Raw genomic sequence first — 13,048 nt, forward strand, 5'->3', positions numbered from 1 at the left:
GGGGGATTCCTCTAGTCTTTTCGTGCTGAACTGGGAGGTAAGGATTGGTGAAAAAAATAGGGATGGCCTTATTATTTTTTCTATTCATGAGTCAGACAGTGTACGCAGATTTCGATGTACAGGAGGCGATTAATGTCGCAAAGCCAGGGGAGATCGTTCATATTCCTGCTGGTCGTTACCGAGGTAATTTTATTGTGACGAAACCGATAACACTACAAGGCGAAGAGGGAACTGAACTAATCGGTGAAAGTGACAAACCAGCACTTCGAATTGAAAATACTACTAATGTCAGTGTGGAAAATATAACGTTATCAGGAAAAAGTAAAGCGATCGTTGTTAGTAATGTAGACGGACTTAAGCTACGTAAGTTACAAATGAAAGATGTTCATACAGGTGTTCATATACAACGCTGCAAAAATGTGCGCATACAGGAAATCAATGTGACTGGTATCGAGGATCATTATTCCCAAAAAGGTAATGGGTTGGCAGTTTATAAAAGTGAGGATATTACGATCGAAGGCAATACTATTGAGCAAGTACAGGATGGAATCTATGTAGAGGAGGTAAAGCGTATTGTTGTTCAACGTAATAAGGTGACGAGCAGCCGTTATGGTACGCATCTTATGTATACAAGTGATGCCAAAGCACTTTTTAATACATATGTTCACAATGTGACTGGTCTTATGATTATGATGACAACAGACATCCTCCTTGAAAATAATACAATAGCTAATCATTTTGATTTTAATGGCTACGGTATGCTGCTGTTTGATGTGCAGCAAGCAAAAATTAAACATAACACAATCAAAAATAATCGGACTGGTGTTGCAATGCAGAAAAGTTCAACTATCCAAATTGAAACAAATGATTTTCAGATGAACCAAACTGCCCTTGAAGGTACAAAGGTTAGTAACGACACTTTGGCTAGTAGTAATAACTTTACAGGGAATATTTTAACGGCGCGTTCCGATCAGCAAGGCTTTCAACTTAAAAATAATTATTATGATGATTACTCAGGGATTGATTTAAAAGACAATGGCGTCGGTGATATTCCATATGTGGCTGTGTCAAGCTTTGGTCAATGGATGGTACGCCAGCCTGTTTACCAATATTTTGTAGCATCTCCGAGCGTCCTTTTACTGACATCTCTGGATCAGCAAATTAATAAAACTGAAAAGAACATGCTTGTTGATCATACGCCGAAATTGGCGATGAAGTATGTGCAAGAAAAGAACAAGATGAACGTGGTGCAAATGCTAGTAGGTTTATTCTTGGCATTAAGTAGTTTATGGCTATGGAAAAGAGGGATCACAGAATGAAAAAATGGCTGATGAGTGTATTGCTATGTTGTGGTGTATTGGTGGGCTGTAGTGAAAAAACATATGAGCCTCGTGAAATAGTGAGTGAAACTGATGTATGTAAAATTTGTAATATGAGTATCGTTCATAATGCATATGCTGGCCAGATTGCATTGAAAAATGGCGATTATGAAATGTTTGATGATATTGGTTGTCTTATGGAATATATGAAAGCGAATGGGGAAGATGTAGTTGGAGCAGCATATATTAAAGATGCGGCAAAAAATGAATGGATTGACGTTATTAACGCTGTTTATGTGTACAACAAGGATTATTGGACTCCGATGAATTATGGGGTAGTTGCATTCGATTCGAAGGAAGCAGCACAGGAATGGATGACGACAGAGGGAGAAGGTCAGCTACTAGACTATAAGGATTTACACGATTTTAAATGGGGGATCCATAAGTGATGAATAGTATGCTTATTAAACTAGAATTGAAGCAAATGCTCAGAAGTCGATGGATGCAACTTGTAGGCTTACTTTTCACATTCGTGTTTACAGCTATCATTGTCATTCAGCAAATGGCATTACCAGATGTAGACGGTTTTACACGACAGACAGCCTCCTTTTTAAATGTATTGTTGTTTTTATTGCCGCTGTTTATATTAACGATCGGTAGTATGAGTGTAGCTGGTGATGTGGAATCAGGATGGTTTTCATTATTAAAAACATATCCAATGACACGTAGGCAATATATTGCAGGAAAGTATATTGCTTCTGTGCTTGCTTTTTTATTAGTCGTGGCCGTGGCGTTCGGCGTAATATTAGCGCTTGGTGGATTTCTTGGTGGAGTACGTTTGCCATTTATCTTCATTGTTTTAACTTTGCTATGCATTTTCATTTTTGTGTCATTGGCCATTGCAGTAGGAGCCTTTGCGAAAACAAGATTATTTGCACTGTCGTTGTCACTTGTTTTTTGGTCCATTTTTTTATTGCTAATCTCTTACGCTTTAATGGCTATCGGAACTGTCGTGGCCGGTCATATTCTTCAAAAACTGACGATTATAGCGATACATATTAATCCTGTGGAGTGGCTACGCTTTGGATACTTTATTTTTACAGATCAGGCGAGTGTTCTTGGGCCAGCATTTTATAAAGTAACGCAGTTTTATTCGTCGCCACTAGGTTATGCAGTATACGTAGCTGTGACATTACTTTGGATAGTTTGTCCGTTAGCCTACACTAGCTTACTTTTATCTTCTTTCGGTGAAAGAAGATAAAGCCTCCGGCGGATGTCACAGAATCGGAAAGGAGTGCTTTGTGCAAGCACAAAGCCGATTCTGGACGCAATTATGCCGAGGTATAATTGATAGAAAGGGGATAGAAGATGATGCTATTAGAAACAAAGAAGTTATCAAATATCTATGATAATAATAGAGGTCTTCATGAAGCCTCCTTTTCTTTACAAACGGGGCGTATTTTAGCGCTTGTAGGGGGAAATGGCGCTGGAAAGAGTACTTTAATTCGCCTGCTAACTAGACAGGAAAAGCAAAAATCAGGAGAAATAATATGGCATAAACCACAAGCCATTCGATACATGCCTGATGATGTGGACTTTCCTTCTATGTTAACAGCAGCAGAAATTTTGCAGCTACTTGCCTCATTAAAGAAGATTGGTAAAAAGGAACAGGAGGAAGTACTAAGGCGCGTTGCTTTATGGGATGTTCGAAAGCAAAAAGTGAAGCATTTCTCTAAGGGGATGCGTCAACGGCTTAATCTCGCTCAAAGTTTACTCGGTGAAGGCTCTTTGCTTATTTTAGATGAGCCGACCAATGGGCTCGATCCTTTTTGGATTGCAGAGCTGAAAAAAATGATGCTAGAGGAAAAAGCAAGGGGCTCTACGGTCATATTTTCTACGCATTTACTGTCTTTTGCGGAAGAAGTAGCGGACGATGTGTTGGTTTTACACGAAGGGAACATACTTATTTCTGGTGAATTAGAGGAAATACTTTTACAAGAAAATTCATCTTCGTTAGAGAATTTATGGTTAAAAAAATTAAATCTGTAACATTCTGATAGATAATGACGTTATACTAAAAGATAGGTTTGCTTTGATTGTATTCAGGCAGGCCTTCTTTTTCATGTTAAAGTATTATTACTTTTCTCGCTAGTGCTCGAACTATGGTGTTAAAGCAATAGGTGAACGTCTCATATAATTGTGTTACTAAACATATTTCGTTATTCTTAAATAAGTTATCATACAATTCTAATAATTGTTGGATGAAATAGGAGGTTTTTTTATTTATGAATTCACAAATACAAAGTGTATTAGAAAATATAGAAAAAGTAATGATCGGCAAAAGAGAGGTTGCAGAGCTTAGCATAGTAGCCCTACTAGCAAAGGGTCATATCTTGCTTGAGGACGTACCAGGTGTCGGTAAAACAATGATGGTTCGAGCACTGGCAAAATCCTTTGAGGCACAATTTAAAAGGATTCAATTTACACCGGATTTATTACCGTCAGATGTTGTAGGGGTGTCGATTTATAATCCGAAAACGCTGGAATTCGAATTTCTACCTGGTCCGATCATGGGAGATGTAATTTTAGCGGATGAAATTAACCGTACATCTCCAAAAACGCAATCTGCTTTACTTGAGGGGATGGAGGAAGCATCGGTCACGATTGATGGTAAAACCTTAACAATCAACCAACCATTTTTCGTTATGGCCACTCAAAATCCAATTGAGCATGAAGGAACATATCCTTTACCGGAAGCACAGCTAGATCGTTTCTTACTAAAAATAAAAATGGGCTATCCTTCAAGAGGTCAAGAAGTGGAGATTCTTCGTCGTGCTGAGCATGGTAAACCGATTGAAAAAATTGAAGCAGTACTAACAGTTACGCAATTAATTGAATTGCAGGAGCTTGTACAGGGTGTGCATGTTGAGGATTCAGTCAAAAATTATATGGTCGAATTGGCGACTCAAACGAGGGAAAATAACTATGTACATTTAGGAGTAAGTCCTCGCGCAACGATTGCTTTAATGAAGGCTTCACAAGCTTATGCATTTATAAAAGGGCGTAGTTTTGTTACACCTGATGATGTTCAATATTTAGCACCATTTGTCTTTAGCCATCGTTTAATATTAAAGCCAGATGCTCGCTATGATAACGTAACGGCAGAGGAAATTATTGAGCGAATTATTGCGAAGATACCTGTGCCAACAAAGAGGTTTGCGGAGCAATGAAGAAATGGCAAGCCTTAATAGAGAAAAGTAAACATTTCCTTTTAATTTCTTTGTTAATGATCATAACGTTTTGTTATGCCATGTTCCAAGGTGGGTTTGTCAGCTGGTTTGTATTTTTCACAGTTAGCCCGTTTTTGTTATACGCATTTATTTTCTTACTAGTGAAAGAAGATATTTTACTGGTGGAACGCAAAATTGAGCCCTCCTGCGTAGAGAGTGGACAATCTGCTAAGGTAACAATTACGGTAGAACGAAAAACACGCTTTCCGTTTGCTTATATGATGATGGAGGAACTTGTAAACAGCGAAGTCCTTATTCAATCGAGGGTGCAAGGAACGAATACCATTAAGTTCGTTGGCTTCAGGAAAAAATTTAGCTGGAATTATGTGCTGGGAAATATGTCCCGTGGCGAGCATCGTTACTTAGGTGTTAATATTGTTTTCTGTGATTTTTTTGGCTGGGCAAAAAAGCGAGTTGTGGCAGACAAGGAACAAGTCATTTTAGTATACCCGAGAGTACGCGAAATGAGGTATGCCGCGCTTCAAACAAAATTTGATGTTGGTACAATGATGTCACCTTATTCAATTGTTAAGGATACATCAATGGCTGTTGGTTTACGTGAGTATGTTCCAGGTGACCGTTTTTCGTGGATTCACTGGAAATCATTTGCGAAAACACAAACGTTGCAATCTAAAGAATTTGAAGATCGACAATCACAGGAGTTAATGCTTGTACTCCATGCCGGAAAGTCGCCCTTATTTGAAGAAAAAATTGAGCTTGTAGCATCGATGCTACAAACCATTGTCAAAGAACGTGGAGATATTTCATTTGTTTCAGCTGGTTTTAACACGAAGGTGTTTCCGATTATTCAAGGTAATAAGCAGCTAGAACAAGTAATGCATCATTTAGCTGCTATAAAACCTGCTGAAACTGTCAAATTCCAATTTCGAGATCAGCAAGTGTTTAAGCATGTTGCAACATTACTATATGTTACGAATGAAGTATCAGATGAATTAATACATTCTCTTGCCAATATGGTGAAAAGCTGTATTTGTTTTGTAGTAGCGGAGGAGCCGCCTATGCAAACAAATCTGGCAAAGCGTTATAGGCAAATTCAAGTTGTACATGTAAATCCAACAGATTATTACCATTTGTTCACGGAGGTGATGAAGCCGTGAAAAAATCACTAGGAAATTTTATCGAATTAGCAATAGCATACGTAATTATTTTTCTAATTTTACGTGAATGGCTTATTCCTGTCATGCAGCTAACAAATACAGGATTGTTTCATTTATTTTTAGTGTTCATCGGTTTATCATTGGTACTCAGTTTATTTCAAGTGCACCCAATACTGTCGGGATTAGTGAAATTTGGTTATGTTACTTGGTTTATAGTGTTTGTTTATAGTGAAAGTCCCTTTTTTTCTGGACAGACAATACCGTTTTTAATGCATGAATGGAAATGGAATATGACTGCCATCTTTTCGGGCGATTTTGGAAAAGTATCGGATTCATTTAGAACGGTGCTCTTCGTTGCCCTTATTTGGATGTTAATATACCTGATACACCACTGGATAACCGTGCGGAAAAATATATTCTATTTCTTTGCTTTAACAGTATTCTTTATTGCCACACTAGATACATTTAGTGACTATGATGGAAAGGTGGCAATTGTTAAAGTACTTGTGCTTGGATTAATAATGACAGGTTTCCTTTTTGTTAAGCGCTTATGGCTTCAAACAGATGCACCGAGCAATTTCATAGGAAAGTGGAAACTGGTTATTCCGATGATTGTTTCGGTAATGCTTGTTAGTGGAGTGGCATTCTATTTACCTAAGGCAGGGCCAACTTGGGCTGATCCAGTCCCTTTTATTAAGGGGGTGGCAGGGCAAGATGGCATTGGAACAGGGGAAAAAACAGTTGGTTACAGCGAGGATGATAGTCAATTAGGGGGACCGTTCCAAGGTGATAATACACTAATATTTACGGCATCTACCCGTGATCGTCATTATTGGCGTATCGATACAAAGGATACTTATACTTCGAAGGGCTGGATTCTTTCGGAGGGGAGCTTTGGAAAAAATGTCTATGAGACTAATACTCCTATCCAAACTTCATTACAAGTTGGATCTCCTGAAACTGAGCGACAGGTTCAAATGGACATTGCTGTACCGATGCCTTTTTTAATTCAAACATATGGCATGATATCTGTATCTACACAGGATTCACCGCTCTTTATTCAAGATGAACACACTGAAAAAATAGCAATAGAACAACAGAATGGCGACTCAAAATTATTATCTAACTATACGATCTCATATAGTGAGCCAGTATTTAGCATGGAACAGCTCCAAATGGCAGACCCTTCCACGCTAAAAACAGTAGATCCGTCCTTTGACCGTTTTTTACAATTGCCAGACACACTTCCACAACGTGTAGGGAATTTAGCGCAAGAAATCACACAGGATAAAGCTTCGGTCTATGATCAAATAAAAGCGGTTGAAAAATATTTTTCATCTCATGGCTTTAGATACGATAAAAAAGAAGTAGCCATCCCGTCTGAGGGTCAGGACTATGTTGACCAGTTTTTATTCGATACTAAAGTTGGCTACTGTGATAATTTCTCAACATCAATGGTTGTGCTCCTCCGTTCGGCAGGGATACCTGCACGTTGGGTGAAAGGCTTTGCACCTGGTAATCCTGGTCGAATATCAGACGGTTTACAAGAGTATCAAATTACAAATGATAATGCACACTCTTGGGTGGAAGCGTATATACCTGGAACAGGGTGGATGGAGTTTGAACCGACAATTGGATTTTCAGGAAATGTGAATATCGATTATGATATTGAGCAAGATACTCCTCAGCAGGAGCAAGTGTTGGAGCCAGAAAAAAAGCAAGAACAACCAAAGAAGGAAGAGCAAGAGCCGAAGAAAGAATCTTCTAGCTCAACAACGTTTAGCTTTGATTCTGTGTGGACATGGGTGAAAAAGCATATTTACGTATGGATTGCTCTAGTCATTTTGATGATCATCGCTAGTATCACTTTGTTTATGCAACGTAAAACGTGGATACCTAAAATGCAAGTACGCGCTTTTCGTAAAAAAGAAGCGGACTGGACAACTTTTGATGCTTCATACCATGTTTTAACGAAGCAATTATCTCGTATTGGATTACGCAGGAAGGATGGCGAAACATTACGAGCATTTGCTACAAGAGTAGATGAGTCGCTAGAGACGGAAGAAATGCAAAAACTGACTGCTGTATATGAACAACATATTTATGGCAAAGATAAACAAGAGGTTGATTTCGCAAAACTGAAAGAAAGTTGGGAAAATTTAATCAATCGCACTATCAGTTGATTTTGATGGGTACAAAGAGTAAAATGAAAAAAATTATATATGATGAGGATTGCTTTCATATAAGTTCGATAATAGGTTCGAATGTTTCTACGAAATCACCGTAAATGATTTCTCTATGAAGGTGAATGTTTTGGTTAGGTGAGAAGGTTAGTAAATCACTTTTCTTTGCTACGCATTCGCCTTTATAAATTTAGAACTTATGAACGCGTAGGAAGTTTTTACTTCCATACGCGTTTTTCTTTGAACATATGAAAAGTCCTTTAAAAATAGTAGAAGAGGTGGAAATTTTGTCAGCTAGCCCTTTATTAGAGCAAGAAAAAATCGTTGTTCTTGACTTCGGTAGCCAATTTAACCAATTGATTACGCGTCGTATCCGTGAATTTGGTGTTTTTAGTGAGTTACATCCTCATACGATTACAGCAGAAGAAATTAAAAATATGAACGCAGCAGGGATTATCTTTTCAGGTGGTCCAAACTCAGTTTATGACGAAAATGCCTTCCATGTAGACCCAGCTATTTTCGAATTAGGCTTACCAATTTTAGGTATTTGCTATGGTATGCAATTAATGGCACATACGCAAGGTGGTAAAGTTGAAGGTGCTGAAACACGCGAATATGGTAAAGCAGAAATTAAAGTAACAGCTTCAAACAAGTTATTCGGTAGCTTACCAACTGAACAAATCGTTTGGATGAGCCACGGTGACCATGTAACAGAAGTACCAGCTGGTTTTGAAGTAATCGCAACAAGTGCTGCTTGCCCTATCTCAGCAATGGCAAATGTAGAGCGTAAACTATACGCAGTACAATTCCACCCAGAAGTACGTCACTCTGTATATGGTAACGACTTATTACGTCAGTTTGTATTCGACATTTGTGGAGCAAAAGGCGATTGGTCTATGGCAAACTTCATTGAACTTGAAATCGCAAAAATCCGCGAAACAGTAGGTGACAAAAAAGTATTATGTGCACTTTCTGGCGGTGTAGACTCATCAGTTGTTGCGGTTCTAATTCATAAAGCGATTGGCGACCAATTAACTTGTATGTTCGTAGACCACAACTTGAACCGTAAAGGTGAAGTTGAACAAGTTATGAAAACATTCACAGAAGACTTTGACATGAATCTTATTAAAATTGATGCACGTCAACGTTTCATGGATAAACTTGCAGGCGTTTCTGATCCAGAGAAAAAACGTAAAATTATCGGTAACGAGTTTATTTACGTATTTGATGAAGAAGCGGCTAAACTTGAAGGTATGGACTTCTTAGCACAAGGTACTCTTTACACAGATATCATTGAATCTGGAACATCAACTGCACAAACGATTAAATCACACCATAACGTTGGTGGTCTTCCAGAAGACATGCAATTCAAATTAATTGAGCCACTTAACACATTATTTAAAGACGAAGTGCGTGCATTAGGATTAGAGCTTGGCCTTGACGAAAAAATCGTTTGGCGTCAACCATTCCCAGGCCCTGGTCTAGGAATCCGTGTACTTGGTGAAGTAACAGAAGAAAAACTAGAAATCGTACGCGAATCTGATTTCATCTTACGTGAAGAGATCGCAAAAGCTGGTCTTGATCGCGATATCTGGCAATACTTCACGGTATTACCTGACATCCGCTCAGTTGGCGTAATGGGCGATGCACGTACGTATGACTACTCAATCGGTATCCGTGCGGTAACATCTATCGACGGTATGACTTCTGACTGGGCACGCATTCCTTGGGATGTACTAGAGAAAATCTCTGTCCGCCTAGTAAACGAAGTAAAACACGTTAACCGCGTACTGTATGATATTACATCTAAGCCACCAGCAACTATCGAGTGGGAATAATTAAATAGCAACTATAAAAAGCTTGAAGATACTCATTTAATTGGGTTTTCTTCGAGCTTTTTATTTTTCGATTCGATAGCAAAAATTTAAATAAAGGGAATATTTGTTGCTTTGTTGAATATAAAAATTAGAACTATGGCGGATCAATATCCGCAAATTAACAAGTTGGGTTTTCTTAAGAATGTATTTGGAAAGTTCAATATCGAGTTAATCCAAAGTATATTCCAGAATGGGCCCTTCGATGAAACAGATTCGTATTAAGAAATAGTTATACGATGAATCGTTCGGTATAGTAAACTAATAAATATAAATAGGACTCTATGTCGTTGTTTAGTTTTAGGGGGGGATAAGATGGGAAAAAATATAGCGATGATACATACACTTGCTATTGGTATGCCAAAAGAATTGCATTATAGTAACGAGCGCTCGATGATTACAGGGATTGAAAAACGAAAAGTGCAAGAGGTTTATTTGTCCGCTCGTGGATTTGAGGGGGACGATGTAGCAGATAAAAAACATCATGGTGGTCCTGACCGTGCTGTTTGCTTATATCCTGCGGAGCATTACATACAATGGGAACAGGAACTGAGTAAACCGTTGCCGACAGCAGCGTTCGGTGAAAACTTAACAGTAACGAATATGTTAGAAGCTGATGTTTGTATTGGCGATATTTATAAAATAGGTGATGCTGTCATCCAAATTACACAAGGACGTGTACCATGTAGCACGATTGATAAATATACTGAGGCGAACATATTACTCAAACGTTTAATTGAAACAGGTTATACGGGCTTTCTTGCACGTGTACTGGAAGAAGGGACAATCTATGCAGATTCAAAAATTGAATTAGTGGAAAAGCATCCTGCGTGTGTTTCAGTTTTGCATTGCAACGAAGTGTATTTTAAAAACAAGGATGCACTTGCCATGAAACGCATACAAGCAGTTGATGCATTAGCAGAGGATTGGAAACAAAAATTAGAAAAAAGAATTCAGCTCTTGCAAAGTAAAGTGATGAATTAAATATATGTTGATCAAGGGAGAATCTCCTACAGTCATTGTATAAAAATCCTCTAGAATTCGAATGAATTCTAGGGGGTTTTTTATTTTATAACTATCAATAAAGCATTATGTCCTAAACAATTTCTTAAAATGTGACATCTACTGAAAGAAGTCAAATAAGTATTTTACACGAACTTTCTCGTGGTATTTATAAAAAATGTTCGGAAATGGGGTTGAAATCTAAAAAATGAAATGATATATTACGATTGTAAATTAAATAAGTCGTCGTATAATGTCGGGGATAAGGCCCGTGAGTTTCTACCAAGTTACCGTAAATAACTTGACTACGATTTTAGTTATATATATTAATGTATAGACACTAAATTAATTTCTCACAATAACGGTGATGAAATGTATCGTAGACATGCGACTAGTAGAGTAGTCAGTGTGTCTTTTTTGTTTTCGATATTGAAGACGACCATACGGAGGATTTCTTTAAAATGAAAAAGTATTTCATGTTCGATGAATTAGGAACTAATTATCGCCGCGAAATAATAGGTGGTATTACTACATTCCTTGCTATGGCTTACATTTTAGCTGTTAACCCTGGCATCTTAGAAAATGCAGGGATGGATAAAGGTGCTGTATTCGTAGCTACAGCATTAGCAGCTGCAGTCGGTTCTCTGATTATGGGTATATTCGCTAAATTCCCAATTTCCCTTGCTCCTGGTATGGGCTTAAACGCATTCTTTGCCTTCACTGTAGTTGGAGCTTACGGTATTCCTTGGCAGACTGGTTTAACAGGTGTTTTCTTCTCAGGGATTATCTTTATCATTCTTTCACTAACGGGTATTCGTGAAACAGTAATTAATGCAATTCCGGTCCAACTTAAATATGCAGTTTCAGCAGGAATTGGATTGTTTATAACATTTGTAGGTTTACAAGGAGCGGGTATCCTCGTAGATAGCCCAGCTACATTGGTTACATTAGGAACATTCACTGGTTCAACTTTACTAGCTGTATTTGGGATTGTCCTTTCAATTATTCTTATTATTAAACTACGCAGTATTGGTATTTTCTTAGGGATGGTTATAACAGCAATTGTTGGTATGATTACGGGTGTGATTGATCCACCTGCAGCAGTTGTTTCAGCTATTCCGAGCGTGGATTCTACATTTATGGTAGCTTTAGATCCAATTTTCCATGACTTCGGTTCATTATTAAACGTTAAATTTTTAGTTGTTGTCTTAACATTCTTGTTTGTGGATTTCTTTGATACAGCAGGTACTTTAATGGCAGTTGCAACACAAGCAGGATTAGTAAAAGATAATAAATTACCACGTGCAAGCCGTGCGTTGATGGCGGATGCCCTTGCAACCACAATTGGTTCTTTATTTGGTACATCAACAACTACTGCGTATGTAGAGTCAACTTCTGGTGTAGCAGCAGGTGCTCGTTCAGGCTTCTCTGCTGTTGTAACGGCAATCCTTTTCTTGATAGCATTATTCTTCTCACCGTTACTTGCTGTGGTAACTCCAGCGGTAACAGCGCCAGCTCTAGTTATTGTAGGTGTTTTGATGGTATCCTCATTACGTTTAATTGATTGGGATAAATTCGAAATTGCAGTACCTGCATTCTTTACAGTAATAATGATGCCTCTTGGTTACTCAATTGCTACTGGTATTGCTATAGGTTTTGTATTCTATCCAGTAACAATGCTTTTAGCGGGTCGTAAAAAAGAAATCCATCCTATGATGTACGGGTTGTTCTTTGTCTTCCTGGCATACTTTATCTGGGTACGCTAATTATAAATACACAATAGAATTATAAACAGCACCTACAATTGTTAGAAACGAAACTAACAATTGTAGGTGCTTTCTTATTGGAGAATTAAAAACTATAAAAATATATAATGGTAAAAAGATTTCATCATGCACTAGAAAAGGAAAGCTACTAATATGAGAGATCAGCGGTTATAGCGTCAATGTGAAGCATATCACTTTCATGTGTAGTTGAAGTTGATTCACATATTATAGAAGAAACTCCTTTTTTATTTAATTAGAATAGTTTTACTTTAATAATCCGCTTGCAAACTTACAAGTAAGGTGATATATTTATAAACGTTGTTACGAAAGAAACAAACAACAACAAAACATTAACATTAATAGTTGACATGAAGTTAACGACATGTTAAAGTATAGAAAGTCACTTAAATGAGACAAACAAATGAACCTTGAAAACTGAACAAGCAAAACGTAATCAATAAAGTTTTCAGTAGCTAACCTTGAGTTAGTGAACGAA

At 37.8% G+C, this 13,048-nt stretch carries 10 protein-coding genes and 2 riboswitches; all 10 genes read left to right on the forward strand.

Annotated elements, in window-relative coordinates; translation table 11 throughout:
- The first annotated feature begins 47 nt into the window (after positions 1 to 47).
- Positions 48 to 1,319, forward strand: coding sequence for a right-handed parallel beta-helix repeat-containing protein (locus AC3WSK_RS22165; protein WP_240518394.1), 1,272 nt, complete (start codon positions 48 to 50; stop codon positions 1,317 to 1,319).
- Positions 1,316 to 1,768 (forward strand): nitrous oxide reductase accessory protein NosL, encoded by a 453-nt coding sequence (locus AC3WSK_RS22170; RefSeq protein ID WP_079564290.1) that lies wholly within the window; start codon positions 1,316 to 1,318, stop codon positions 1,766 to 1,768. Before AC3WSK_RS22165 ends, AC3WSK_RS22170 begins: the two co-directional genes overlap by 4 nt.
- A complete protein-coding gene (locus AC3WSK_RS22175; protein WP_240518393.1) occupies positions 1,768 to 2,580 on the forward strand; it encodes an ABC transporter permease in 813 nt (270 codons plus the stop codon). The genes AC3WSK_RS22170 and AC3WSK_RS22175 overlap by 1 nt, the downstream gene beginning before the upstream one ends.
- Positions 2,581 to 2,687: 107 nt before the next feature.
- Entirely contained in the window at positions 2,688 to 3,368 is a 681-nt protein-coding gene (locus tag AC3WSK_RS22180) for an ABC transporter ATP-binding protein (protein WP_079564287.1), read from the forward strand.
- Positions 3,369 to 3,604: 236 nt separating this feature from the next.
- A complete protein-coding gene (locus tag AC3WSK_RS22185) occupies positions 3,605 to 4,549 on the forward strand; it encodes an AAA family ATPase (RefSeq protein WP_492414491.1) in 945 nt (314 codons plus the stop codon).
- Complete coding sequence (locus tag AC3WSK_RS22190) at positions 4,546 to 5,727, forward strand: DUF58 domain-containing protein (RefSeq protein WP_492414490.1); 1,182 nt, start codon at positions 4,546 to 4,548, stop codon at positions 5,725 to 5,727. Before AC3WSK_RS22185 ends, AC3WSK_RS22190 begins: the two co-directional genes overlap by 4 nt.
- Positions 5,724 to 7,910, forward strand: a complete 2,187-nt coding sequence (locus AC3WSK_RS22195) for a transglutaminase TgpA family protein (RefSeq protein ID WP_492414489.1) — start codon at positions 5,724 to 5,726, stop codon at positions 7,908 to 7,910. Before AC3WSK_RS22190 ends, AC3WSK_RS22195 begins: the two co-directional genes overlap by 4 nt.
- 35 nt (positions 7,911 to 7,945) lie before the next feature.
- Positions 7,946 to 8,046, forward strand: a riboswitch (purine riboswitch).
- 151 nt (positions 8,047 to 8,197) lie between these two features.
- Entirely contained in the window at positions 8,198 to 9,748 is a 1,551-nt protein-coding gene (gene guaA / locus AC3WSK_RS22200) for a glutamine-hydrolyzing GMP synthase (RefSeq protein ID WP_079564295.1), read from the forward strand.
- A gap of 351 nt (positions 9,749 to 10,099) precedes the next feature.
- A complete protein-coding gene (locus AC3WSK_RS22205; protein ID WP_427484782.1) occupies positions 10,100 to 10,768 on the forward strand; it encodes an MOSC domain-containing protein in 669 nt (222 codons plus the stop codon).
- A 244-nt stretch (positions 10,769 to 11,012) separates the two neighbouring features.
- Positions 11,013 to 11,114, forward strand: a riboswitch (purine riboswitch).
- A 133-nt stretch (positions 11,115 to 11,247) separates the two neighbouring features.
- Positions 11,248 to 12,552: an NCS2 family permease gene (locus AC3WSK_RS22210; RefSeq protein WP_079564274.1), complete on the forward strand. Its 1,305-nt coding sequence runs from the start codon at positions 11,248 to 11,250 to the stop codon at positions 12,550 to 12,552.
- The last annotated feature ends 496 nt before the right edge of the window (positions 12,553 to 13,048 follow it).

The sequence above is a fragment of the Lysinibacillus sp. EB271-A1-10B genome (assembly GCF_058791335.1).

Excerpts from the sequence above, each read along its gene's own strand:
- AC3WSK_RS22170 (WP_079564290.1), top strand. The coding sequence starts at position 1,316 with ATGAAAAAATGGCTGATGAGTGTATTGCTATGTTGTGGTGTATTGGTG.
- AC3WSK_RS22175 (WP_240518393.1), top strand. The coding sequence starts at position 1,768 with ATGAATAGTATGCTTATTAAACTAGAATTGAAGCAAATGCTCAGAAGT.
- AC3WSK_RS22180 (WP_079564287.1), top strand. The coding sequence starts at position 2,688 with ATGATGCTATTAGAAACAAAGAAGTTATCAAATATCTATGATAATAAT.
- AC3WSK_RS22185 (WP_492414491.1), top strand. The coding sequence starts at position 3,605 with ATGAATTCACAAATACAAAGTGTATTAGAAAATATAGAAAAAGTAATG.
- AC3WSK_RS22190 (WP_492414490.1), top strand. The coding sequence starts at position 4,546 with ATGAAGAAATGGCAAGCCTTAATAGAGAAAAGTAAACATTTCCTTTTA.
- AC3WSK_RS22205 (WP_427484782.1), top strand. The coding sequence starts at position 10,100 with ATGGGAAAAAATATAGCGATGATACATACACTTGCTATTGGTATGCCA.
- AC3WSK_RS22210 (WP_079564274.1), top strand. The coding sequence starts at position 11,248 with ATGAAAAAGTATTTCATGTTCGATGAATTAGGAACTAATTATCGCCGC.